This is a genomic window from Flagellimonas sp. CMM7, assembly GCF_021390195.1.
Taxonomy (GTDB): Bacteria; Bacteroidota; Bacteroidia; order Flavobacteriales; family Flavobacteriaceae; genus Flagellimonas.
The window spans coordinates 2756762-2783138 of record NZ_CP090003.1; the positions used below are offsets into that span (position 1 = coordinate 2756762).

Consider the following 26377-nt stretch of genomic DNA (forward strand, 5'->3'; position numbering starts at 1 on the left):
CGATTCCATCAAATTTTAGAGTAAGGGTTTATCAAAAACAACTTTCAGGTATGGGCCTTTCAATACAATTTCCATCTCCAAAACACACTGCTTCTGTTTCGTAGCCTTCCTCTTCTTGTGTGCAGGGAAATTACTTAATTTAAACAAAATAGCGATTCGGATTAGCACCCAATTTACTATTGTTCTTATACTTATTTGATTTTATTAATATACCCAAACAATTCATATCCAAAATCGTATACTTCGTTGGCATTATTGAACTGAATCAAGCCCCATTTTTCCTCCTTGTCAAAAAGAAACAAGCCATTGAACCCATCGTTGTTGCCTTCATGTCCGTAGACGATATGGCCAGAATTTTTATATTTTGCAAACCCAAGAGTCCAGGCAATGGCTCCCTCATTAGTTGCAAGAGATGGTGCTTTTAAAGATGTAATTTGATCTTTAAGTAAATCGGAAGAGCTACTTTCTGAAAGTAGACTTCCCTCCATTATTGCAATCAGCCATTTGGAGAATTCCCGAGATTCTGTATGTATGGCCGAAGCTGCATTGAATTCATTGACAGTCCAATTGTTTTTTTCTTTTTTAACACCATTAAAATGTGGGAATGCCTTGTGGTTTCTGTTGTATTCATCTTGCACAAACTTTGTATGAGCCATTCCCAGCGGTTCCGCAATACGTTTTTGAAAATAGTTCTCTAAGCCTTCAGAATCGGTTTGTAAAATTGATTTGACAGCTGCTACCAAGAATTGATACCCTTCACCCGAATAGTTGAAATCTGTGCCCGGCTCAAATGATATGGTCAACTCATTTTTTCCACGCCAATTGGGAAAACCGGTGGTATGGGACAGAACCATTCTAGCCGTTATTTTTTGATATCGGGCATCGTAAGCATAATTGGCGCGGGCGTTTTCATCGAGGTAGTTGAACAATGGAGTATCTAAATCAATTTTTTTGTCTTCTACCAATAACATGACCAAAGAAGCAAATACAGGTTTTGAAGTCGAAGCTCCTTCAAACAGAGTTGTTTTATTTACGGTTTCTTTAGTTTCTAAATTGGTGTATCCTATTACATTGTGGAAAACCAATTCCCCATTGTTGATAATGGCATAGGAAACTCCTGGAATATTCATTTCTTCCATTTTAAGTTTCACATATGAATTTATGGAATCGATTGGTACTTCTTTATGGTTTAAGTTTAGGATGGTTTTTGTTTCTTTTTGCAATGAAGTTTGATGAGTTTTTTCCCTACAACTGGTGATTAAAACCAATAGCGTCATCAAAAAAAAGTGTGGAATTTTCATGAGAAGGTTTTGTCTTTAAACAAAGACAAAACCAGAAATAGATTGTTACAGTGCCTAGTTAATTTGACCTTAATTTTTAGGGTAAGTGACTCGGGCTGCGAGTAGTTAAATCTACTTGCAGTTATACAAACATTGTTAGTGTTCTATTGTTTTTTTCTACTATAATGACCATGGCACCTATCTGTTCAATGAATGTATTATAGCTCAAGTCAGATTTGTTTGGGTTTGGCGTGCTTTCCAGCCAATCAACCCCTCCATTTTTATCGGCAATATACCCATCCAAACTTGTTGCTATAAAGACGCAGTTTTTTCATTTCGCTTAGTACTTTTTATTTGGAATCTACTTCAGGTCTTTTTCCGAGTTGCCACATTAAAATTCCACCAGTTATAAACATCCATATGGCGTAGGCTCCAGTTGGAATGCCCATTTCTATATTATTTAATATTGATGTAGCAATCACAAATGCCAACGTTCCGTTTTGTATACCACTTTCCACGGTGATTGAAATGGCGCTCTTTAAGTTCAATTTAAATAATCTGGCCGTTAAATAACCCAGACCCATGGTTATTAGGTTTAAGAGTAAGGTGACCAGCCCCACTTCTTTCATTGCTTTGCCTATTATGTTGAAATTTGCGGCCAACACTGCTAGAAATACTAAAATAAAAATTACGGTAGAAGCAATACGCATTGTTTTTTCCATGCGTTTTGCAAAATCTGTTTTAAACTTGCGAATAAGCATACCAATGGAAATAGGAATAACCGTAATGACCATTATTTGAAGGATAGTGTCTAATATGGGCAATTTGATAGTGACATTTGTGGCAGTTCCAAAATATTCCAATACATAGGACAAGATAAAGGGTATAGTTATGATACTTACAATACTGGCAATAGCAGTTAAAGTAACCGATAATGCAATATTTCCTTTGCAAACCTGCGTTATCAAATTGCTGGTAGGGCCGCCAGGACAAGTGGCCAATATCATTAACCCAACCGCCATCACGGGATTCAAATTAAAAGCTATGGCTAAAGAAAAACCAACAATAGGTAAAAAGATAAGTTGATTGGTAAGGCCAATAAAAATTGCTTTGGGATATCTTATGATTCTAGTAAAATCAGCAGGAATCAAGGTCATTCCCATACCAAGCATAATAATAGCAAGAGATAAGGGCAAAAACACCTTACTTATAAGTTCGGCTGCGGTCATAGTTTGATTAATTATATTCTTAGTAAACGTATAAAACCCAACAATCTCATGTATTACTTAGTTGTGTTGGCTAGAATTAAATTAGGAAAAGAAAACGAACTGGAGGAAATAATCACGGATTTTGTCAATTAGACTCCAAACTGTCTTAGGTGGTGGTCCAAGTGTTTGTATTGCATTTTCCCCCACTGTTCATGGGTAAAAGGACCAAAGGCGGGGTGGGGTTCCCAAGTTTCTCTATTTTTTTCTAAATGAAAATCATTCACCAAGCCCGCAAGTGTTGTTTTTTCAGGGGCAAAATCTTTTTTATCCACTACTTTAAAACCTTTTGCTGTCGGTAGATTGGGTTTCCAGGGTTTATCATCATACATACCTTTTTTAAAACTTTTAAAAATCAACTTCATAAAAGGGTTAGGCTTTTTCATTTGGTACCTACCCAACGCAAGACTTAAGGGAAATTGGCAATGGTGTAACATTTGCCCTACCTCCATTTTTCCCCACGTAGCTTTAGAAGATTCGGTGAGCGTATTAATACGGTTTAGTACTTCGGAACAGGTTTCGGTATCAAAAAGAGATTTCATAACGGAAATATTTAGTGTTAGAAAATTACATAAAATATTAATCTCCTATATTTAGACCATGCAAGAAAAAGTAACTTCTTTTTCCATTAAAAATTGGGCAGATGATGATAGGCCAAGGGAAAAATTGGTACAAAAAGGACGCTCCATACTTTCAGATGCAGAATTGATAGCTATTTTAATAGGCTCAGGCAATAAAAAGGAAAGCGCTGTGGAGCTTTCCAAACGTATTTTAGCTTCTGTAAACCATAACTTAAACGAGCTTGGTAAACTTTCTGTAAATCAGTTAATGCAATTTAAGGGTATTGGAGAGGCGAAAGCGGTTTCCATTGCAGCAGCTTTGGAAGTAGGTCGAAGAAGGAGGGGAGGAGATGCCGAGAAAATTTCAAAAATTTCTGGTAGTAAAGATGCTTTTGAGCTATTGTACCCTTTAATTGGAGAATTACAGCATGAAGAGTTTTGGATCGTCTACCTTAACAATTCCAACAAGGTGATACACAAATCCCAGTTGAGCAAAGGAGGTATTACGGGAACCTTGGTGGATGTACGTTTGGTATTAAAACAAGCTTTGGAACTTGGTGCAGTAGGTATTATACTAGCGCATAACCATCCATCAGGAACGGTAAAACCAAGCCTTGCGGACAAAGAAATTACAGAAAAGCTCAAAAAAGCTTCAGAAGCTTTGGATATTAAAATATTGGATCATTTGATTTTAACCCAGCATGATTATTTAAGTTTTGCGGACCAAGGAATACTTTAGTTGACACGTAGAGATGTTATTGATATTTACCCATAAAATTACCAACCGACTTACCTATACAGCAAAACAGCTGTTTGAAAAGATTTTGGGTATAGAAGTAACGTTTACAACCAAGGTTGAGGATTTTATTAGACATAAAGGCCCAAAAATAACGTACTCAAAACAACCCTTGCAGAACGAGTTTTTTATCAGGAGCAATGATTTGTTGTTTGAACAAGGCATTAACGATCTGGACATTAAAATTGCAGATTGGGATGGTATTCCATGTTTTTTTGCCAGTGGAGAAAAAAGCGCCATACCATATGACATATTTTCGGCAAGCTTTTATCTTTTAAGTAGATATGAGGAGTATTTGCCACATGTAAAAGACAGTGTGGGAAGATTTCCGGCAAAAGAGAGCATTGCTTATCAAAATAAATTTTTGGAACTTCCCGTTGTAGATTTGTGGGCCAATAAGCTGTTGCAGGCCTTAAAAGAACGTTTTCCGGACATACAAAACCCAAAAAGAAAGTACACTTTCACGTCAATTATAAACGTAACCACATCTCATAGTTATGCTTTACGTGGGTTTGTAAGAAGTCTTGGAGGCTTCTTTTTAGATATTGGTGGTTTTAAATTTAGGAGTATGGCCAAACGCACCTTGGTGCTTTTGGGCTTAAAAAAGGATCCCTATGATAATTTTCAGGAGCTGATAGCAATTCATAAAAAGTTTCCGATCAAAACCATGTTTTTCTTTCAGTTCGCCAAGTATTCAGCTCATGACAAGAACATTTCGCCAAACAATAACAAATTTGGGTACCTTATAAAATCGGTTGCGGATTATAGTGCTGTTTCCTTGAGTACATCCTTTTTGTCTTCTACAAACAAGTTGGTCTTAAAAGAAGAAAAACGGCTCTTGGGCAACCTTATTAATAGACCCATTAAATATTCCAGATTAAGATATAACAGGGTCAATGTGCCAAGTACCTACCGCAACCTTATTGAAACTGAGTTTACAGATGACTTTTCTATGGGATATACCCATGAAATCGGTTTTAGGGCCGGTACCTGTACGCCTTTTTATTTTTATGACATTAATATGGAAGTAAGACAGCCCCTAAAAGTGCATCCTTTTGCCATACACGATTACGCCCTTGCAAATTGTAAAAAGAAGGAAGAAGCTTTTGAAGTTATGGATAGGGTATATAGGCTGGTAAAACAAGTAAATGGAGATTTAGTGATAATTTTCTCAAATGAGCTATTGGGAAGTAGCCATAAATTAAATTGGTTAGAATTGTACCAATCCTTCTTAAGACGCTACTATGTTTAAAGAAGTGGTTACAGATGTTTTCTTTGATTTGGACCACACCTTGTGGGACTTTGAAAAAAATTCCGCGTTGACATTTCAAAAGATTCTTGAGCAAAATCAATTGGACGTGGATTTGGAGGATTTTTTAACAGCATACATTCCCATAAATCTTGAATATTGGAAATTATACCGAGAGGATAGAATAAGCAAATCTCAACTTAGATATCAACGTTTAAAAAGAACTTTTGACAACATTGGGAAAACAATTTCGGACGAAACCATAAATGTTTTGGCTTATGAGTATATAGAGCATCTATCCTCTTTTTCTAATTTGTTTCCAAATACAATTGAAGTTTTGGAATACCTGTCTCCCAGATATAAGCTTCATATTATCACCAATGGGTTTCAAGAGATTCAAGAAAAAAAATTAAAAGGTTCAAACATTCACCAATACTTTGATCAAATAATTGATTCGGAAATAGCCGGAGTAAAAAAACCACATCCTTACATTTTTGAATTGGCATTGACAAAAGCAAATGTTGCTCCTCAAAATTCGTTGATGATCGGAGATAGTATAGAGGCAGATATCATGGGGGGCAAAATCGGCAGGGTTCCATGCACTTCACTTTAATGCACATAAGGAACCTGAACATGATTTATGCAAAATCATCAACAATCTCATTGAAATAAAAAGCATTTTATAGAGTTATATTAGGGTATAACAGGGCCACATTGTTTTATTACAAAATGCTTTTGAACCTATGAAAAAATTGCTTTCCCCCCACCTGTTGTTGGCCGTAGCTGCTATGCTGATTCTGTCATGCTCAGAGGAACAGGATTTTGACCAGTTTGATGATTTGAACGTTACCCCAACAGTTGCTTCCAGTATTTTTTATTTGGAATCTGATGAAGAATTCATCAATTCTGTAAGTGCAGTAAGTACTTTTTATGCACAAACCTTCAATTTTGATGCTTTCAATGAACAATTTGTAGCGGAACGATTGCTGGAAGGGACGATTAGTTATGAACTTGAAAACACTACAAGTAAAACACTGAATATTACTATTGAGTTTTTGGATGAAGGAGGAAACATATTGGACACAGAGTCCCTAAGTATTGACCCAGCACCTGCTCAAACAGAAACTTTAGAAGTGGACTATGGTCCTGGAGGGAAGAGTTTGGATATTCTGACCAATACTTCAACATTTAGAGTAACCGGAAACAATCTGGGAGATGCTACTAGTATTTCATCTGAGCCGGACCCCAAAGTTATTGTGCGATCTGCCGCCGAATTTTTATTCCGATTAAAATGAGGCTAGGCAAATTACTCTTTTTAACCACTTTTTTTGGGGTAGCCTCCATGTGGTCCCAAAACAAGCAGTTGCTTTATGATTTTTATGAGATTCCACAATCTCTAATGGTCAACCCAGGGGTGAAGACCTCAGAAAAATGGCACACAGGAATACCTGTTTTATCCGGATTATACTTTCAAGCTGCAACAAGTGGAGTAACCGTAAATGACCTTTTTGCAAATGACGGTGTTGACTTTACCACTAAAGTTAGGGAACGATTGATAGAGGATATGAGCAAAAGAGATGATTTTAGTACTACAAGTCAGATAGAACTGTTCAATGTGGGCTTTAGAAGTAAGAACAGACCAGATGATTACTATTCTTTTGGAATGTACGGAGAGACGGATATCATTACGTATTGGCCCAAGGGTTTAGCGATTTTGGCGTTTGAGGGAAATGGAGGTGATAACATAGGAAGAAGTTTTGATTTGGGTGATCTAAACTTGAGGGGAGAGATGGTCAACGTGTTCCATTTTGGTGTTAATAGAAAAATGAGTAATAATCTTACCATTGGAGCTAGGGCTAAAATCTATTCCAGTATTTTTCAATTCCAATCTATAAAAAACTCAGGGTCTTTTACAACCACACAAGGGCAGAATAATATTTATGCCAATACCATTAGTGCTGATATGGAATTACAGACATCTGGTCTTGATGGTTTTTTGGATATAATAGATGAAGATACGTCCACTACCAGAAGGGATTTGGAGCGTCTGTTCATAAAGAAAGCACTGTTCGGTGGAAATCTTGGACTGGGTTTTGATGCTGGTTTTACATATAACATAAATCCTCAAACAACCATTACAGGAAGCGTATTGGATGTTGGCTTCATTTATAATTCTAAGGATATTAAAAATTATACATTGAGGGGGAGTGCTACCAATGAAGGTATAGAAGTTATCCTGCCAGAAGACATAAACGATTTAAACAACGATTTATGGCAGGAACTTATAGACGAAATTGAAGAATCGGTTCCATTCGATGATAATGACACAAGTGGCTATATTTCTTTTAGGCCAATAAAAGTTTATGGGTCATTTCGATATGATTTTGGTCTAGCTGAAACTTCCAATAAAGATTGCGGCTGTGCAATCAATGCAGAAAGCGGTCAAAATAATGATCTATACAGAAATAGTGTTGGGGGGCAATTATTTATGATGAAGAGACCTAGAGGTGTTCAGGCTGCGTTAACAGGTTTTTACCAAAGAAGATTGGGGAGAACACTTTCTCTTAAAACTACTTATACGGTCGATAAATACTCATTGTCCAACATTGGGCTTGGCCTTAACCTTCAAGCCGGACCAGTCAATTTCTACATTTTGGGAGATAATCTTTTAGGTTATAGAAATGTTGCTGATAGCCACTATGCTTCTTTACAGTTTGGATTTAATATTATATCTTGGAACGATAATTGATTATCTATTCCATATGAAATCTAGACTACTATTTTTTTTGATGTTTACCATAGGATTGAGTTGTTCAATATATGGACAACTAAATGATTATAAATACATTATAGTGCCTAAAAAGTTTGACTCTTATAAAGTTCAAAACAAGCATCAAACAAGTACCACAATAAAACATCTTTTTAACCAAAGAGGATATAAGGCAGTTTATGATGATGCATTGCCTGAGGATTTGAGAAAAAATAGATGTCTGGGCCTTTTAGTAAACCTCGAGGATACTTCATCCCTTTTCAGTACCAAAACTACTTTGGTTCTTAGAGATTGTCAGTCTATTGAAATTTTTAGGACAGTTGAGGGAAAAAGCAAGATCAAGGAGTTTAGGCCTGCTTATACAGATGCACTAAAGAAATCATTTGTTTCTTTTGATACGCTTCAATACAAATACATACCCAAGGAAGAGGTAAAAGAAGTGGAAAGACCTATTACGGTTAGTTTTAAAAACGATGTAAAATCGTTGGATGAGAAACCTAAGGAGCCAATGGTAGTGCAGGAAGCAACAACTGAAAATCAGAGTTTTAAAAGTATGGAACCCGTACCTTCTTCCATGAAAAAAGCGGACGTGGTTGCAGAACCTATAAATTCTGATTTGTTATATGCTCAACCTATAGAGAATGGATACCAACTTGTGGATAGCACTCCAAAAGTTAGGCTTAAATTAATGGAAACCTCTGTGGAAAATGTTTTTTTGGTGAGCCATGGAGATAAAAACGGAGTGGTTTTCAAAAAAGATGACAAATGGTTTTTTGAATATACTGAAAATGGGGAAAAGGTACTTAAAGAACTAAATGTCAAATTTTAAAATTGATATTTATCCTTCCATCTATTTTTTAGGAATTCTCTCATAGCATTTTCTCTCGGATTGCCCCCGGGTCTATAGAACGTAGTTCCTGAAATTTCTTCAGGGAGAAATTCAAAATCAACAAAATTGTTTTCATGGTCATGGGCATAATCGTACCCTTTGCCATAACCTATATCTTTCATCAATTTTGTTGGTGCATTTCTAATAGCTAAAGGGACTGACAAATCTCCTGTTTCCTTTACTTTTTGTTGTGCTTCTTTAATGGCCACATAACTGGCATTGCTTTTTGCTGAACTTGCCAGGTAAGTAGCACATTGACTCAGTATAATCCTTGCTTCCGGGTATCCAATTGTATTTACAGCCTGAAAAGCTGAATTAGCCAATACTAATGCCGTAGGATTTGCATTCCCAATATCTTCGGACGCTAAAATGACCAATCTGCGGGCAATAAATTTTACATCTTCGCCACCTTCTATCATTCTTGCCAACCAGTATACAGCTGCATTGGGGTCACTTCCTCTTATAGATTTAATGAAGGCGGAAATGATGTCATAGTGCTGTTCTCCAGTTTTATCATAAAGTACTGTGTTTTTTTGCACCTTATTCATAACCAAATCGTTGGTTATGGTAACAGTATCACCAGTTTCAGAATTTATGATAAGCTCAAAAATATTCAAAAGTTTTCTTCCGTCTCCACCAGACAACCGTAACAGTGCCTCAGTTTCTTTTAGCTTTATTTTCTTTGAATTTAAAGTGGGGTCAGTATCCATTGCCCTGCTCAAAAGAGCTTCTAGGTCTCCTTTATTAAATGGATTTAGTATGTAGACTTGACATCTGGATAAAAGTGCTGGAATCACCTCAAAACTTGGATTTTCCGTGGTGGCACCGATAAGGGTAACCCACCCTTTTTCAACCGCACCTAAAAGGGAATCTTGTTGTGATTTGCTAAATCGATGTATCTCATCAATAAACAGGATAGGGTTTTTAGAAGTGAAAAGACCTCCACTTTGTTTTGCCTTCTCAATGACCTCTCTTATATCCTTAACACCACTGCTAATGGCACTGAGCGTATAGAACGGTCTTTGGCTCTCATGGGCTATAATATTGGCTAATGTGGTCTTGCCGGTACCTGGTGGGCCCCATAAAATCAAAGAAGGAATAATCCCTTTTTTAATTTGATGCGTTAATGAGCCATTTTCTCCAACTAAATGATGTTGGCTAATGTAATCATCTAAGGTTTTAGGTCGTATACGCTCGGCAAGAGGTTCATTCATAAAGATAAAAATAAGACAATTTTATATGAAGAATGTATCAGAATGACCGTCTTTCATATAATAGTATTTTTTTAGTAAACCTGACAATTTGTGTAAATTCACTTGTATGGTCAAGTATTTGAGTATGAGCTATAGTTATGACGAATAATAATCATTTCAAATTTTCTAACTGGATTTTAATTGCTCCTTTACTGGCTGTCCTATCCATTTGGACCGTATTTTGGATTGAAGTACAATTTGGACTCAATTTTAATGAATTTGGCATTTATCCAAGAAGGTTTTCCGGTTTAATAGGTGTTTTGCTGAGCCCATTTATTCATGGGTCTTTGGAACACTTATACAACAATACCATTCCGTTAGCCGTATTGACTGGTTTTCTAGTATATTTTTACAGACATGCTGCGTTAAGAACGTTGGTGCTGGGTGTTCTTATTTCTGGACTGTTAACCTGGTTTATTGCTAGACCCTCTTATCATATTGGAGTCAGTGGTCTCATTTATGTTCTGGCAAGTTTTATTTTTTTTAAGGGAGTCTTTGCAAAACATTTTAGACTCGTTGCCCTCTCATTGATAATTGTCTTTATTTACGGAAGCATGATATGGTATATTTTCCCTGTAAAAGATAACATTTCGTGGGAGGGTCATCTTTCAGGGTTTCTAACAGGTTTGTTTTTGGCGCTTACTACGAATGTTAGGCTTCCAGCGGAAAAAAAATACGATTGGGAAAAAGAAGATTATAGGGAAGAGGATGATCCTTTTTTAAGTCATTTTGATGAAGATGGCAATTTTATTGAAACTAAAACGGAGGAAGAAGAACATCAAAAAGTTAAAGTGACCTATCACTATAAAAAAGATAAGGACGAATAGAGCTTTTTAGCTCATACGTTGGCGAACCGCTTCATATAAGAACACTCCACAAGCAACAGAGACATTTAAAGAACCAATTTCCCCTAATAAAGGAAGTTTTGCCTTATGATCAACTAGATTAAGTATGGAAGTTGAAATACCCCTGTCTTCAGCGCCCATAATTATTGCACAGGGAGTGTTGAAGTCTACCATATAGATATCATTTTCAGACTTTTCAGTGGCGGCGATAACTTTAATGCCCGAAGATTGAAGATAAAATATAGCATCTTTTAAATGGTCAACCTTTGCAATGGGAACTTTAAAGGCAGCACCTGCAGAGGTTTTAACCGTATCGTCCGTAATTGGCGCAGCACCACTTTTAGGTATAATAATGCCATTTACGCCACAACATTCTGCGGTTCTAATGATTGCTCCAAAGTTTCTAACGTCTGATACTTGGTCCAAGAGCAAAAAGAAAGGACTTTTTTCTTGCCCCAATACTTTCTCTACTAATTCCTCAAAAATATGGAACTGAACAGGAGAGATATTGGCTACAGCTCCTTGATGATTGCTTTTGGTTAAACGATTTAGCTTTTCAATAGGCACGTAAGAACTACTGATACCGTATTTTCGTATTGAGGTCTCCAGTTCTCTGAACAACTCACCGCCAAGTCCTTTTTGAAGAAATATTTTATTTATGGGTTGCTCGGAATCAATCGCTTCCAGTACTGCCCGGATTCCATAGATTTGGTTGCTCATAGTGTTCAGTTGAATAGCGTCTTTTAGATAAAAAATTGCTTAAAGATGTTACAAAGATATTTTATGTACAGACAATGGACCGTTATTAACCGTATTTATTATGTATTTCTCGTTTTTTTGATTGCTGATGATTTCAATGTCCTTGACATTTCCATCTAAAAACAAGCCAGATTCATTATTGGAGACACAGGTATAACCATCTTTTCCATTTGACAAAAGAATAAGGCCCGAAATTGCATCAAGCCTGGGGGTTTCAACTTCGGTTTCATAAATGTTCCCCACGGGAATTACATCTTCATATCCATCTCCATTTATATCGATAAAAACACAATCGAGTAACGGAAAAGACTGACTCTCGGCCGGGAGAAGTACTTTTTCAAAGCTTAAACCTCCTTTGTTGATAAGGATTATTGAGTTAAACTCCGTAACGCTGCTTTCATAGGAAGCATTTAATTTATCTCCATAAATATCTACTAGACTGGCGTTGGCAAATTCTGAATAGGTTTCAAATTTATCTTTTATAAAAGGCATTTGCTGGGATGAACATTCCCTTCCTCTTACAGGCACATAGGTCCCATTGTATTTTTTGCTCAATACAATATCGTTGGTGCCGTTATCATCAAAATCCGCGGCATACACCTTAAAAGGCTTTTCAGAGGAGGCTTTAAATTTGATATTAAGTCCTGCGTTACCAATAATATAGTCCTTAAGCCCATCATTGTTCACATCGGTTTCACTAACGGAAAACCACCAACCTTTTTCATTCAAAGCAGGAATGTCTTCACCAATCTTCTCAAATGTACCTTGGTTGTTAATGAAAATGCCAATACCAGACCATTCACCAACAGCAATAAAATCTTGCCAACCGTCATTATTGATATCAGTGATTTGTAGATCGTTTACTATGCCAAAATTCAATAGTCCCGGAACAATTTTTTCAGTTACATCAACAAGTTCTCCTTCCCTATTTTCATACAAAACGGATGATTGAGGGTTAGGATAATTTTTTGGAACAACTCTATTGCCTACCAAAATGTCATTATCTCCATCCTTATCAAAATCGATAATGGAGACTGTTTTACCATTTTTGGGGTAAGAGCTTAAAACATCAGTGTTAAGTCTGGTAAACTGTCCACCATCATTTACATAGATTCTATCCGTATGGTATGATGAATTTTCGGCAAATTCATTACCTCCGCTAACAACATATAGATCTAAGTCTTTGTCTCCATCAAAATCGAAAAAGATGGATTCCATATCTTCATAATTAGCATCGTTTGAAAGAGCAGGGGAGTTGACCTTAGTGAAGCCTCCATTCGATTGCAGGTATAATTGTCCAGACTGCCCAGAGGCTCCTCCTATATGTAAATCCAATAGGCCATCGTTATTAATATCTCCTTTGGTTATAAATGGCCCTAAATTAGATTGTTTATAGGGCAATAGAATTTCTTCTTCAAAATCATCATAAGCGTTTTCTCTATGCGTAAAATCTAAGCCTAAACTATTTGCACTAACTTCTTGGAAGTGTTTAATTCTTTCTTTCGGTGTTTTAACGGTAATATTTGCTTCGCTCTCACTAAAAGATAGGGTTGTGTTTGCTGGAACATCAAGTTTTTGCTGCATTTTACCAGATTTCCAGAAAATGGTAACCGTATCAATGGTTTTTTGATTACCAATACCAAATAAAGCATTGTTTTCCTGAGATGAACGGTATCCTCTAACTCTTTTTATTTCGATTACTTGAGCGTTTTCTCCAATATCTATTTTTACCTTGGCAAACTCTTCGGACAAATCTCCGTTTGCTATCACTTTTAGGTAGTTGCCTTTTTTTTCTTCAATAGATGTGTTTTGATATAGAAATGCATTCTCATCTATATTATTGATAACAAGGTCTAAATCCCCGTCATTGTCTAAATCTCCTGAGGCTGCACCATTACTAAAGGAGAAATCATCTAACCCCCAATTAGAAGAAACGTTGTCATAGCTTAGGTCTGATGTTCTTTTGTAGAGAATATTTGGCAACTTTTCTGATGGCATAGATTCATAGAGCCGTCGTTTTACATCCAAAGGAACATTTGAGCCATATTTTTGCCTAGCTTCAAATACCTGTCTTTGAAGGTCATTGTCGAGCGCGTAACGCCTATAACCATTAGTGATGTGTATTTCTTTATGTCCATCAAGGTCAAAGTCGTTCATAAGCACGGACCAGCTCCAATCTGTATTTGCTACACCAGAGAGTTGTGCAATATTGTTAAATTTTGAATTACCGATGTTCTTCTGTAACGAATTGTACATGTATTGATGCTGGAAATCTGCCTTATTCACTAGGTAATCAAACCTACCTGTACTCATAGAGGCCATTAGCGTTTTTGATCTTACATGATCATTTGCAGCCATGTCCAAAACAAAAATGTCCTGTAGGTTATCATTGTCAAGGTCAGCAATATCAATACCCATTCCATAGAAGGAAATTTGGTTTGTGGACTCTTTTATTTTGTCTGAAAATGTTCCATTTTGATTGTTTATATAGAGTGCATCGGGCAGATAATAATCGCTTGCCATATAAATATCCATCCAACCATCTTCGTTGATATCTGAAATGGTTAGTCCCAGCCCAAAAATTGGTTTTTCGAGCCCCGCATCTTTAGTGATATCCACAAACCTTCCATTATCATTACGGTAAAGATGTGAGGAATTAAAATAGACATTATCCGGGTTGGCCTTTAAAAGTCTTTGAAGGTTAATTGGATCTACACCATAGAGTTCATTTTCGTTCATTACAAGACAGTCCAAATCGCCATCCTTGTCAAAATCGAAAAAGACAGATTGTGTACTAATGCCCATATCAGCAAGTCCGTAGGTTTCTGCACTTTCTGTGAACGAACCGTTTTTTTGGTTAATGAACAGCAGATTTTTACGATTTTCTCTGGTATTGGGACCTCCTTGAGACACATAAATATCCATCCAATCATCTCCATTGATATCAACAAATGTGATTCCATTGGACCAATGCTTTCCAGTATTGATGTTTGAAGTTTCGGTGGCGTCTTTGAACCTTAAATTACCTTCATTTAGATAAAGTTGATTGGGAACTTGGTTTCCGCAGAAAAAGATATCTAAAAGACCATCATTGTTTAGATCTTCAAGCCCAACTCCAGCACCATTATAAAAGTAATCGTAGTCAAATAGGTTTTGCATGGTTGCTACATCATGCTCAATAGTGTTTGAAAAATTGATGCCACTTGCTGTTGTCACCAACCTTTTGAATACTGGACTTTCCTTTTCGGTTTCAGGTTTTTCACTTATACCCTGATTGTCTTTCGTTTTGTCACCACAGCTTACGAGAAGAAAAAGTAAGAGTGTTATGTAAAAAACTTTGATCATTTAATTCAACCAATTTTAATGAAATATAAACTAATAATTCAAATTTTAAACGTAGGTAGGTATAAAAGTAGGGCTATTGCAAAGTTAAACGGTTTCTTTTGAAGATAGTCGGCACTTAGTGTTTAAACTTATCCAAGAGTTTAATCAAGTACAATTTTATTAAGATATAATTTAAAAGAACAAAAAAAGGGCATCTGTTACAGATGCCCTTTTATGAAATTATCTAATGATAAACTTTTAGTCACAAACAGCTATACCAACTGTGCCCTCAACTGGGCCAAGAGCACCACCTGGGTCAACAGCAGCCTGATTTCCATTTGGATCGGCAATGTTATAAGAATGCTCTGATTCAAAAGCGCCAGGAACATAGGAAACTACTAATGACGTAGCACCTTCTGGTACAGTAAACTTACTGTTTCCTGAACTACCATTTCCAAGCGTAAATGACTGAGCAGCACCACCGTCAATAGATACGGTAATTTGAGCTCCATCCCATCCATCTCCAAAGCTATCAAAGAAGTTGATGATATATTCACCTGGGAACGGCGCATCTGCATTCAATAATGTACAATCTAGGACATTGATCTGAACAAAATTTTCTGTGCCAGGTGTTCTAGTGGTGAAAATTCTACCATCATCAGTTAAAAACTCAAAGCGGTAGTTGAATTCATCATTCACTGATAAATCAGCAAAATCCACTCCATTATAAATCTCAAGAAGTGTACGAGTAAACTCTATAGTTCTTACACCTTCTACAGATGGAAGAGCAGAAATATCATAGCTCACTTCTACAGCTTCATCTTGAGAGAGATCAGGATCACCATCCTCAACAGTTCTATCAATAAATTCTCTATAGATAGTCAATGTGTTAAGTAAAGCTCCATCCATTCCATCGTCAATTCTAATCTCAACTGAGTATTCATCGTTAACGGCTGTTGGTGCGATATTTACACCAGTCTTATCAGCAACATTAATACCATCGTTTAAAAATGGTAATAAAAGGCTGACACCATCATCAACGGTTTCCGTATAACGATAAGGAGAACTAAAGAAAGAACCTCCACTTACGTTACCTGTGGTATCCTCGTTTTTAAACGATCTGCCGTCAGTAAGGAAAAGCTCCATATTCACTATAAATTGGTCACCTGGCAATACTTGCGTAATAGGTATACCAACTGCGGTAAGAAACTCCGCTAACGTAAGGCTATAATCAAAAGTTGGAAGCCCATCTAATTCACCAAATTCACTAGCGGCGATAGTTGCAAGGGCAGCACCAGAAACAGAATCATCATCAGTACCATTGTTGTCCACATAATCTCCTGTAATCTCAACACGGTCCAAAAGTGCTCCACCTTCGGCATCTTGTTCTTGAATACTAAAGGATAAAGTAGCACCAGTATCAAACATGTCCAAGGAACCGGATGAGTCCAAGGTTCTCAAGACAGCACCGGCTGTTACAGTATCCTGTACCAGTAAAGTAATCTTGTCGTCCTCACTACAGGCGGTAACAAAGACTGCCGCAGCCAACAGGACATATATCTTAAATTTTCTCATGAAATTAAATTTTATGTTCATTGCTCTTTTTTTAGTTGGCCACAGGGGCACTTGGGTTAGTATCCCAGAATACGGGCTGTGTTTGATCCGTTTTTTGCGTAATACTAGAGTTAGTATTAACAGCATTTGCAGGATAATACATAGACCTAATAAACGTACCTGGATCAGGCTCTAGGTTAGGCTGTAATGTAGTAGGGAAACCGGTTCTTCTATAGAAGTTATAGGGTTCAACACCGTTGCCAAAATGAGCAATAAAAAACTGCTCTGCTATAACATCCCATTTTCCGTCCATGTCAGCGGCATCAAAACGAACTCCAACCGTTGTGTTCATGTATAGGTTAATCGCAGCTTCAGAAGGCTCAAATGATGTATCTGAACTTCCAGCTCTTCCTGAAAGGAAAGCCTGAACCTTAGCGATAGATTTAGAAATACCGTCCATCATATACATACGAGCATCAGAATCATTTCCATCTGCCATTGCCATTTCAGCTTTCATGAAGTCAACTCCAAAAGCTGTCAAGAGATTAGTGATGCCATTTCCGCCTCCACCTGAAGATGGGCTAATAGCTTGGAAGCTGTCATCATCAAATCTACCACCAACAGGATAGGTCCCGTAAGTAGTTCTTAACAAACCATCTGGTGGAATACCATCTGCTTCTCCATGCGCTCTACCCCAAAATCCGTTTGGTAAATAGCAGAAATCTCCTCCAAACCCTGCATCAAGATAATGTTGCGGTGGAGTCTCTAAAGAACAGTTCAATAATTCTTCGTTTGGCGCTATACCAGCTCCAGGAACTGCAGCTGTTTGTCTGTAGAAGTAGTAACGAATTCTTGGATCATCTGTAGTATCCATCAATTGCATCAACCAGTTGGACATATACTCTCCAGCACCTGCCGCTTGATAGTTAATACCATATCTAGGGTGTCTAGTATCTGGTTGTGTAGCACTTGCAGCTGGCCAGTTGTACAAGAAATCATCAGCTGTATCTTGAATATAGTCACCACTGGCGATAATAGCATCAAAGCTAGCTTTGGCATTTGTGTCTACCAATCTACGTTGTACATAGATTTTCAACTTTAATGTATTGGCTGCATTCACCCATTTATCATAATCATTTCCATAAAAGAAATCATTAGCTGGATCAGAGGAAGGTGAGCTATTGAAATTGGCAATTGCATCATCTAAAAGAAGCAACATAGCATCATAAATGCTTGCTCCTGAATCCAATGCTGGGTTAAAATTCTGCTCTGCTCCTTGAACGATTTCTGAATAAGGAACGTCGCCGAAGAAATCTACCATACTGATCATTAAATATGCCTCGATAAATTGGGCAATACCAATGTGTCTGGTTTGTTCTGCTGCTTCAGCCAAAGGTGTCATAGCGCGAATATCCGCAAGAACACCTCTATAGGCATTGATCCATTCATCGTTCATATCACTGTCCTGATAAACACTTTGGTAATTTCTACCATTCATGTTTACAACACGTGTCATCTCCATACCCAACTCATTGAAACCATCCCCGGTGGTATTACCACCTGACTGGAAGTTGTCATTAAGGTCAAAATCGGCATCACCTTCATACTGTCTTACAAAATCCTCTTGAATAGAATTCAAGAAGAAATCAACACCTGCTTGATCAGGGGTAAGCGCATTTGGATTTGCGGTAATGTCGAGCTCTGTGGTCTCACAAGAGGTAAATGCAAGCAAACCTCCTAAGACCGTCAAAGTCATATATCTGTTTATGTTTCTCATTATTTTCATTATTATAATTCTTAGAATGTTGCTTTTACACTAAATCCGTACCTTCTTGAACTTGGTCCGTTGATAAAGTCAAAACCAAATCCGTTACCTACTCCAGTACCATTGGTGTTAGGATCAAAGTTGGCACCTTTTGGTGTGTTTATTGCTCTGTACCAAAGGTTGTTACCAGATACGGTGAATGTAAGTGCTCCAAATGGTGTCTTGTCCAAGAATTTAGAAGGCAAACTATAGCTAAAAGAAGCTTCTTGCAATCTAACCGTTGTAGCATCATACACTTGCAATTCGTTAGGGCCAAATAAAAGGTTACTAAAGAAATAAGTAGAGTTGTTAATCTGTCTGTTATTGACATTGCCATCGGCATCAACACCAGGTAGAATAAAAGTATTCTCTCTATCTATAGTCTCAGTAATCAACCCTCTACCCAATAAAGTAGAAATGGTAGATGAATATACATCTCCTCCTTGAGTATAGTTCCATTGGAATCCGAAAGTAAAGTTCTTATAAGAAATACTGTTTCTTACGTTAGCTACCCAGTCTGGGTTTGGATCACCAATAATACCGTCATTTGGATCCTGAACATAATTTCCATCAGCACCTACTACAAAGTCACCATTATCGTCTGTCAAGATTTTACTTCCAAAGAATACACCAAAAGCTTCACCTTCTATAGCGGCGTTACCTAAGTTGGAAAAACCAGAGAAAACTACTTGGTCAGTATCCAACCCAAGGTCATTTACTGTAGTCTCATAAGCGGTAAAGTTTAGATTGGTAGTCCAATCGAAACCACCTTCTTCTTTTGCTCTTATCCAATTAACACCTAAGTCAATTTCAACACCTTCAGATTCAATCTCACCAATATTGGTAGCAGTAACCGTAAATCCAGTTGCTGGATCCAATGGTCTGTCCAAAATCAAATCATTAGTTTTTCTCTGATATACAGAAGCATCCAATGTAATTCTGCTATCCCACCATCTAGACTCGATACCAACTTCGATTTCTTGCAAAGTTTCAGGAGATAAATCAGGGTTTCCAAGACGTATACCTGTGGTGTTGGTCACTATATTTTGACCAGAACCATCTTGTGCATCTTGAGTATCCAATGTTAAAGTATTCGCTACTGGGAAATTAGAAGTTAGTACATCAAAGTTTGCAGAAACTCCGATACCACCACGAATTTTTAAGTAGTTCAATACATTTTCTGACTTAAGACCATCAATTGCCGCAGTTGGTATGAAAGAGATACTTGCAGAAGGATAGAATTGTGAGCGGTTATCTTTTGAGAAGTTAGATACCCAGTCATTTCTTCCTGCAAGCGTTAAATATAAAAAGTTGTCATAGTCAAAATCAGCTTGTGCATATACACCAGCGATGTTTCTTTCAGACGTTTGCTGAATTTCATTTTGGTTTAAGAAGTTGAAGTGTCTCAATACTCCAAATACCTGTTGACCATCACTGGCAACACCTTGCTGATTGAATTCCTCTCTTCTTGTAGTTGCACCAATGTTGAAAGTAGAACCAATCTTTTCTGTGATATCATAATCTCCGTTCAATACAAGGTTATGATCCCAAATAGTATTGGTGTTGTTCCAAGTTTCATAGATACCACTGGCCAATCTTACATCTCCAGAGTTACTATTGATACCACCTTTGTTTTGAAAGTTTGTATTTCCTTCACTATAAACATCCACACCAGCACGGTATACAATGTTTAGATTATCGTTAATTTCATACTGAACTGTAGCTTGTCCGAAAACCCTGTTGGTTTCCTGATTTGTTTCTGCGTTATTTACAGTCCAAAGTGGATGTTGGATAGAGTTGTTCTGTCTGTAGTATACACTACCACCAGTAACTGGGTCTTGAAACGGCAATCCTATAACATCTATACTTCTTGGAGTAAACCAAAGGTCACCAAATACAGAAGAACCTGTTCCGGTAGCACCGTTACCTTGACTCAAAGCAACTGGAGGTGAAACAAATTTAGTTCTTGCATAGTTTAATGTACCATTTATAGTAAACTTATTGGATAAAATAGCACGACCACCAACAGAAAGTGTGTTACGGTTAACACTGTTGTTAGGAGTAAAACCATTATCCTTAAGATAACCGTAGTTCATATTGTATCCAACTTTACCATCGTCAGAAGTTCCTCTAACGTTAATGGAAGTATTTGATACTGTACCTGTTTTAAAGAAGTTCTTTACACTGTCATAAGGTCTCCAATCGTAACGCGCTCCTTGAAATTCTGGGAACGCCGCTTGGATAGCTGCAGTTGAAGTTGAATATGGATGTGCAAGTGTTGCATTTTCATCAATTGCAGGCTGATTTCCATATCCTGAAGCTCCGCCTTCTGCGAAAGCTGGACCCCAGTTACTAAAGAACCATCCAAAGTTTTGATCAAATCCATTTCCATATACATCTTGGTAATCTGGAAGTGAAGCAATCTCATTAAAGAAAACCGAAGAATTAACAGTGATTTCAGTTTTCTTAGGTCCTTGTTGAGTTGAACCACCTTTAGTTGTAATTAAGATAACTCCGTTACGTCCTTGAGAACCATAAAGTGTAGCAGCGGCAAGTCCTTTAAGAACGTTGACACTTTCTATACTGTTTGGGTCTAAATCCAAGAATCTACTAGAACCATTGTTACCATTAACGAAATCTTGACGAGATCCGTTTCTTCCTGAAGGGTTGGTATCTGTACTAAAAGGAACACCATCCACAATGAACAGTGCTTGGTTACTACCACTAAAAGTTGTTTGACCCCTAATGATAATATTGGTACCAGAACCAGAAAGACCACTTTGTTGAGTGATCTGTACACCAGAAGCTTTACCTTGAAGCACACGAGCAACATCACCTTCGGCGCGTTGTTCAAGCTCCTCGGAACCTACTTCAGTCACGGCATAACCCAATGCTTGTTTCTCTCTTTTGATACCAAGAGCCGTAACAACTACTTCTTCAAGAGCTTGAGCGTCCTCCTGCATTTGAACGTTAACTACGCTCTCTGCGCCAACAGTCCTTCTCGCGGGTTTTTGCCCTATGTAAGTAAAAAGTAGTGCTTGACCTTGACTTGCACTAATAGCATAGTTTCCATCAAAATCTGTTTGAGTACCGTTAGTGGTACCTTCAACGACAATGTTAACTCCAGGCAACGGAAGTCCATCAGAATCCGTCACATTACCTGAAATCGTCTTGTCTTGTGCAAATGAAATTTGCACAACAAACGCCAATAACAGCGTTAACAATCCATTAAGTTTTGTTCTCATTTTAAAATTATTTGAATTAGCTAGGCGCTAAAATCATAATTTCATGTTAATAATCCAAACTAATTTTACTAAATTTTTAAGACAATGTTTTTAATTGGGTTAACCGTAAAATGATTCTTCATAATTATTAACTCTTCAATTATGGGTATTAAAAATTGTATTGAACGCAAATTTCCCTTATTTGAAGATTGCTTCAGAGGTGGTTCAAAAACCATTGGAGTTGTACAGGTTCTGATCTAATGCCCAAATTTGAAGACTTATTTGTTAAATATTGTTGACGAATGTTAAAAGACAATTTTAATTTGTAAATTATACCTTAATATATATACTACTATTATGAAGTCTATTTTTAGTGGAATTGTACTCTTTTTGTGTTTTACGTATTCAATGGCCCAGCAAAGTGCTAATGTTCAACCTGGCGTTATTGGTTCATATCAAAAAGGTTTACAAGGAATAGGTCCTGATTTTGGTAACAACCCAGCATCTGAGAATTTTTATAATCAAATGCGTGATAAGTTGGCCAATATGGGGATTGAACAAAAAATAGAATTAAAGGATATTGAAGGGTCTATATATTTGGAGGATGAATTTGTGTTGGGCACAATTTTCTTTAACGGTAATGAGGAGAGTAAAATGTATATGCGATATAATGCATTTAATGATGAATTTGAGATCAGGAAATCGAAGCTAAAGAAAGATGGAGTCCTTGCGCTGTTGAAGAATTCTAATATTTCATGTTCATTCGGGGGCGATAAATTTAAATACACTTCTTTTCTTGATGATAATAGCGTTAAGTCGTACGGCTATTTAAAAATGATATACTCCACGGATAATTACAAACTGTTTGAACAGAATAGAAAATTGTTCAAAGAAGGCAAGCGAGCAAAGACATCACACGCTGTGTCTTTTCCACATCGTTTTGTGGATGAGATCAACTATTATATTTCAATTGATGATAATGACCCAGTTCGTATCAGTAGAAGCAAAAAAGAGTTGGTTGATTTGTTTCGAGCTGAACATCAAAATAAAATTAAGCAATTTCTAAAAGAAAAAAATGTGGATCTAAAAAGTAGAAGTGGGTTGGTAAACCTGGTAGCTTTTAGTGGAACATTGTAAAACAGAAAAAGTAAAGGGTTTTTTGCTCTTTACCTCTTTGATGTCAAGGTCTTTCCATTTTCCTTATTGTTGTTGATTTTGGTTTTTTGAGATAGATTGCAAATTTAATCTGTAAGGATTTGAATTATTCCGAAATATCACTACATTTGCAGCCCTCAAAAAGAGGGTTGTTTACATTTATAACAAAAATTTTAATGCCAACAATTTCACAATTAGTACGAAAAGGAAGAGTCACAATTACCAAGAAGAGTAAATCGGCTGCTTTGGATTCGTGTCCTCAAAGACGAGGGGTTTGTACGCGTGTTTATACAACTACGCCAAAGAAACCAAATTCTGCAATGCGAAAAGTTGCAAGGGTAAGGTTGACAAATGGTAAGGAAGTTAACGCATACATCCCTGGTGAAGGTCACAATCTCCAAGAGCACTCGATAGTATTGGTTAGAGGTGGTAGAGTAAAGGATTTGCCAGGAGTTAGATATCATATCGTCCGTGGCGCATTGGATACTGCAGGTGTTGCGGGTAGAACACAGCGTAGGTCAAAATACGGTGCAAAACGTCCAAAAAAATAAGAAGAGATGAGAAAAAGACAGGCAAAGAAAAGACCGCTTTTACCAGATCCAAGATTTAACGATCAGCTTGTTACACGTTTTGTGAACATGATGATGTGGGATGGTAAGAAATCAGTTGCTTTTAAAGTTTTTTATGATGCAATTGATATTGTTGAGGAAAAAAATACTGACGAAGAAAAAACAGCTTTGGAGTTGTGGAAAGATGCACTTTCCAATGTAATGCCACACGTTGAGGTAAGAAGTAGAAGAGTGGGTGGTGCTACATTTCAAATTCCAATGCAAATCCGTCCAGATAGAAAGATTTCTACTGCGATGAAATGGTTGATTAGTTACTCTAGGAAGCGTAACGAAAAATCCATGGCGCAAAAATTGGCTGCAGAAGTTTTGGCTGCTGCAAAAGAAGAAGGCGCGGCGGTTAAGAAAAGAGTAGATACTCACAAGATGGCGGAAGCCAATAAAGCATTCTCTCACTTTAGATTCTAGTTGGTAAAATGTCAAGAGATTTAAAATTCACAAGGAATATAGGTATTGCAGCGCATATTGATGCTGGAAAAACCACTACTACAGAACGTATTCTGTTTTATACCGGTGTAAGTCATAAGATTGGTGAAGTGCATGATGGCGCTGCCACTATGGACTGGATGGAGCAGGAGCAGGAGCGTGGTATAACAATTACCTCGGCTGCAACTACTTGTACATGGGAATTCCCTACAGAAAATGGAAAGCCTACGGCAGATGCCAAAGGATATCACTTTAATATTATAGATACCCCAGGTCACGTTGATTTTACCGTAGAGGTAAATCGTTCATTACGTGTGTTGGATGGTTTGGTTTTCTTGTTTAGTGCTGTTGATGGTGTTGAACCACAATCAGAGACTAATTGGAGATTGGCCGATAACTATAAAGTGCCACGTATAGGTTTTGTTAACAAAATGGACCGTCAAGGGTCCAACTTTCTAAACGTTTGTAATCAAGTAAAAACGATGCTTGGTTCTAATGCTGTTCCAATTGTATTGCCAATTGGAGACGAGGCTGATTTTAAAGGAATTGTCGACTTGGCCAAGAACAGGGCTATAGTTTGGCATGATGATAACTTTGGTTCAACGTTTGATGTTGTTGATATTCCGGAAGAAATGAAAGCTGAAGTTAAGGAGTATAGAGCTGCTTTGATCGAGGCTGTTGCGGAGTATGATGAAGAGTTGATGGAGAAATTCTTTGAAGATGAAGATTCTATCACCGAGGAAGAAGTGCATGCTGCACTTAGAGCTGCGGTAATGGATAGAGCTATCATTCCTATGATTTGTGGTTCTTCATTTAAGAATAAAGGAGTTCAATTCTTATTGGATGCTGTTTGTCGTTACTTGCCATCACCTATAGATAAAGATGATATTGTAGGTACCGATCCAAATACTGGTAATGAAATTACTAGAAAACCTGATTCAAAAGAGCCGTTTTCTGCCTTGGCCTTTAAAATTGCCACTGACCCTTTTGTAGGTCGTTTGGCATTCTTTAGAGCGTACTCAGGTCGTTTAGATGCTGGTTCTTATATATTGAACAATCGTTCAGGTAAAAAAGAACGTATTTCACGTATCTATCAAATGCATTCCAATAAGCAGAATGCTATTGATTATATAGAAGCTGGAGATATAGGTGCGGCGGTTGGATTTAAGGATATTAAGACTGGGGATACTATGTCTTCGGAGAAGCATCCTATTATCCTTGAAAGCATGGACTTTCCTGATCCGGTAATTGGTATTGCTGTTGAGCCTAAGACTAAGGCTGATGTTGATAAATTGGGTATGGCTTTGGCTAAATTGGCCGAAGAGGATCCTACTTTTCAGGTAAAAACGGATGAGGCTTCAGGGCAGACCATTATATCTGGAATGGGTGAGCTTCACTTAGATATTATTGTTGATCGTTTACGTCGTGAGTTTAAGGTTGAGGTGAACCAAGGTGAGCCACAAGTTGAATATAAAGAAGCGCTTACTAAAATGGCTGCTCACAGAGAGACTTACAAGAAGCAATCTGGTGGTCGAGGTAAGTTTGGGGATATTGTATTTGAGATGAGTCCTGCGGATGAAGATTTCGAAGGAACTGGATTGCAGTTTATTGATGAGATAAAAGGTGGTCGTATTCCAAAAGAATTTATTCCATCGGTTGAGAAAGGATTTAAGGCTGCAATGAAAAACGGACCTTTAGCTGGATTTGAAATGGATACCATGAAAGTCACGTTGAAAGATGGATCTTTCCACCCTGTGGATTCTGATGCACTTTCTTTCGAATTGGCTGCAAAAATGGGCTACAAAGCTGCTGGTAAAGCTGCAGGTGCTGTGATTATGGAGCCAATCATGAAGATTGAGGTGCTTACACCTGAAGAAAACATGGGTGATATAGTAGGTGACTTGAATAGAAGACGTGGAACAATCAGTGATATGAGTGATAGAGCTGGTGCTAAAGTCGTAAAAGGAACCGTACCGCTTTCAGAAATGTTCGGTTATGTTACTTCCCTAAGAACTTTGTCTTCAGGTAGAGCAACGTCAACTATGGAATTCTCGCACTATGCGGAAACTCCATCGAGCATATCAGAAGAGGTAATTAAATCAGTAAAAGGAGTAACCGCTTAATTTTTCAGCAAGATGAGTCAAAAAATTAGAATAAAACTTAAATCTTACGATCACAATTTAGTGGATAAATCTGCTGAGAAGATTGTAAAAACAGTTAAGACAACCGGTGCTGTGGTTACTGGGCCAATCCCATTGCCAACGCACAAAAAGATATTTACGGTTTTGCGTTCGCCACACGTGAACAAGAAATCAAGAGAGCAATTCCAGTTGAGTTCTTATAAGAGATTATTGGATATTTACAGTTCTTCTTCAAAAACCATTGATGCTTTAATGAAATTAGAGCTTCCGAGTGGTGTAGAAGTCGAAATAAAAGTATAAATTTGCACGCCTTTTAAGAGAGAGGCAGACATGTCCGGAGCTGCGTGCGATGGAAAAACGGGAATAAGAAAAATATCTGGGTCACAGAATCTTTTCTTTGACCCAATTTTTTTGCCAAGAAATTGGTGTAATAAAAAAGTAAACAATTAATAATTAT

The 26377-nt window shown here is 37.4% G+C and carries 22 protein-coding genes; 12 read left to right on the forward strand and 10 right to left on the reverse strand.

What is annotated here, in order from left to right; all coding sequences use genetic code 11:
- Positions 1 to 191 precede the first annotated feature (191 nt).
- The 4 genes from LV704_RS12490 to LV704_RS12505 all read right to left on the reverse strand — a co-directional run bounded on the left by LV704_RS12490 (position 192) and on the right by LV704_RS12505 (position 3087).
- Complete coding sequence (locus tag LV704_RS12490; RefSeq protein ID WP_163423595.1) at positions 192 to 1301, reverse strand: serine hydrolase; 1110 nt, start codon at positions 1299 to 1301, stop codon at positions 192 to 194.
- Between the two features lie 121 nt (positions 1302 to 1422).
- Entirely contained in the window at positions 1423 to 1584 is a 162-nt protein-coding gene (locus LV704_RS12495; protein ID WP_205597905.1) for a hypothetical protein, read from the reverse strand.
- 46 nt (positions 1585 to 1630) lie between these two features.
- Positions 1631 to 2509 carry a bile acid:sodium symporter family protein gene (locus tag LV704_RS12500; protein ID WP_163423594.1) on the reverse strand — a complete coding sequence of 293 codons (879 nt, stop codon included), beginning with the start codon at positions 2507 to 2509 and terminating at the stop codon, positions 1631 to 1633.
- 128 nt (positions 2510 to 2637) lie between these two features.
- Positions 2638 to 3087 (reverse strand): DUF1569 domain-containing protein, encoded by a 450-nt coding sequence (locus LV704_RS12505; RefSeq protein WP_163423593.1) that lies wholly within the window; start codon positions 3085 to 3087, stop codon positions 2638 to 2640.
- Between the two features lie 58 nt (positions 3088 to 3145).
- Between LV704_RS12505 and radC the strand changes: the two genes are divergently transcribed.
- The 6 genes from radC to LV704_RS12535 all read left to right on the forward strand — a co-directional run bounded on the left by radC (position 3146) and on the right by LV704_RS12535 (position 8749).
- Complete coding sequence (radC, locus tag LV704_RS12510) at positions 3146 to 3844, forward strand: DNA repair protein RadC (protein ID WP_163423592.1); 699 nt, start codon at positions 3146 to 3148, stop codon at positions 3842 to 3844.
- 13 nt (positions 3845 to 3857) lie between these two features.
- Entirely contained in the window at positions 3858 to 5153 is a 1296-nt protein-coding gene (locus tag LV704_RS12515) for a polysaccharide deacetylase family protein (protein ID WP_163423591.1), read from the forward strand.
- Positions 5146 to 5763, forward strand: coding sequence for a YjjG family noncanonical pyrimidine nucleotidase (locus LV704_RS12520; RefSeq protein WP_317164656.1), 618 nt, complete (start codon positions 5146 to 5148; stop codon positions 5761 to 5763). Before LV704_RS12515 ends, LV704_RS12520 begins: the two co-directional genes overlap by 8 nt.
- A gap of 130 nt (positions 5764 to 5893) precedes the next feature.
- Positions 5894 to 6445, forward strand: coding sequence for a hypothetical protein (locus LV704_RS12525; protein WP_163423590.1), 552 nt, complete (start codon positions 5894 to 5896; stop codon positions 6443 to 6445).
- Positions 6442 to 7899 carry a DUF5723 family protein gene (locus tag LV704_RS12530; protein ID WP_163423589.1) on the forward strand — a complete coding sequence of 486 codons (1458 nt, stop codon included), beginning with the start codon at positions 6442 to 6444 and terminating at the stop codon, positions 7897 to 7899. The genes LV704_RS12525 and LV704_RS12530 overlap by 4 nt, the downstream gene beginning before the upstream one ends.
- A gap of 13 nt (positions 7900 to 7912) precedes the next feature.
- Positions 7913 to 8749: a hypothetical protein gene (locus tag LV704_RS12535; RefSeq protein ID WP_163423588.1), complete on the forward strand. Its 837-nt coding sequence runs from the start codon at positions 7913 to 7915 to the stop codon at positions 8747 to 8749.
- Here LV704_RS12535 and LV704_RS12540 read toward each other — a convergent pair.
- Entirely contained in the window at positions 8746 to 10023 is a 1278-nt protein-coding gene (locus LV704_RS12540; RefSeq protein ID WP_163423587.1) for a replication-associated recombination protein A, read from the reverse strand. The genes LV704_RS12535 and LV704_RS12540 overlap by 4 nt on opposite strands.
- 137 nt (positions 10024 to 10160) lie before the next feature.
- Here LV704_RS12540 and LV704_RS12545 point away from each other — a divergent pair, with 137 nt between their 5' ends.
- The gene (locus LV704_RS12545; RefSeq protein ID WP_163423586.1) at positions 10161 to 10889 is read left to right on the forward strand and encodes a rhomboid family intramembrane serine protease; all 729 of its coding nucleotides are present in this window, start codon (positions 10161 to 10163) and stop codon (positions 10887 to 10889) included.
- 6 nt (positions 10890 to 10895) lie between these two features.
- On the opposite strand, the gene rlmB is transcribed toward LV704_RS12545, so the two are convergent.
- From rlmB to LV704_RS12570, 5 genes are all read right to left on the reverse strand, one after another.
- Positions 10896 to 11627, reverse strand: a complete 732-nt coding sequence (rlmB, locus tag LV704_RS12550; RefSeq protein ID WP_163423585.1) for a 23S rRNA (guanosine(2251)-2'-O)-methyltransferase RlmB — start codon at positions 11625 to 11627, stop codon at positions 10896 to 10898.
- Between the two features lie 48 nt (positions 11628 to 11675).
- Positions 11676 to 15011 carry a VCBS repeat-containing protein gene (locus LV704_RS12555; protein WP_163423584.1) on the reverse strand — a complete coding sequence of 1112 codons (3336 nt, stop codon included), beginning with the start codon at positions 15009 to 15011 and terminating at the stop codon, positions 11676 to 11678.
- 237 nt (positions 15012 to 15248) lie between these two features.
- A complete protein-coding gene (locus LV704_RS12560; protein ID WP_163423583.1) occupies positions 15249 to 16565 on the reverse strand; it encodes a hypothetical protein in 1317 nt (438 codons plus the stop codon).
- Positions 16566 to 16596: 31 nt separating this feature from the next.
- Entirely contained in the window at positions 16597 to 18321 is a 1725-nt protein-coding gene (locus tag LV704_RS12565) for a SusD/RagB family nutrient-binding outer membrane lipoprotein (RefSeq protein ID WP_163423582.1), read from the reverse strand.
- Positions 18322 to 18341: 20 nt separating this feature from the next.
- Positions 18342 to 21593 carry a SusC/RagA family TonB-linked outer membrane protein gene (locus LV704_RS12570; protein WP_163423581.1) on the reverse strand — a complete coding sequence of 1084 codons (3252 nt, stop codon included), beginning with the start codon at positions 21591 to 21593 and terminating at the stop codon, positions 18342 to 18344.
- 336 nt (positions 21594 to 21929) lie between these two features.
- On the opposite strand from LV704_RS12570, the gene LV704_RS12575 reads away from it, so the two are divergent.
- From LV704_RS12575 to rpsJ, 5 genes are all read left to right on the forward strand, one after another.
- Positions 21930 to 22709, forward strand: coding sequence for a hypothetical protein (locus tag LV704_RS12575; RefSeq protein WP_163423580.1), 780 nt, complete (start codon positions 21930 to 21932; stop codon positions 22707 to 22709).
- A gap of 194 nt (positions 22710 to 22903) precedes the next feature.
- Positions 22904 to 23278, forward strand: coding sequence for a 30S ribosomal protein S12 (gene rpsL / locus LV704_RS12580; RefSeq protein ID WP_031445118.1), 375 nt, complete (start codon positions 22904 to 22906; stop codon positions 23276 to 23278).
- Between the two features lie 6 nt (positions 23279 to 23284).
- Entirely contained in the window at positions 23285 to 23761 is a 477-nt protein-coding gene (gene rpsG, locus LV704_RS12585; RefSeq protein WP_055397037.1) for a 30S ribosomal protein S7, read from the forward strand.
- 8 nt (positions 23762 to 23769) lie between these two features.
- Positions 23770 to 25902 (forward strand): elongation factor G, encoded by a 2133-nt coding sequence (gene fusA / locus LV704_RS12590; protein WP_163423579.1) that lies wholly within the window; start codon positions 23770 to 23772, stop codon positions 25900 to 25902.
- A gap of 12 nt (positions 25903 to 25914) precedes the next feature.
- Entirely contained in the window at positions 25915 to 26220 is a 306-nt protein-coding gene (gene rpsJ / locus LV704_RS12595; protein WP_007094989.1) for a 30S ribosomal protein S10, read from the forward strand.
- Positions 26221 to 26377 lie beyond the last annotated feature (157 nt).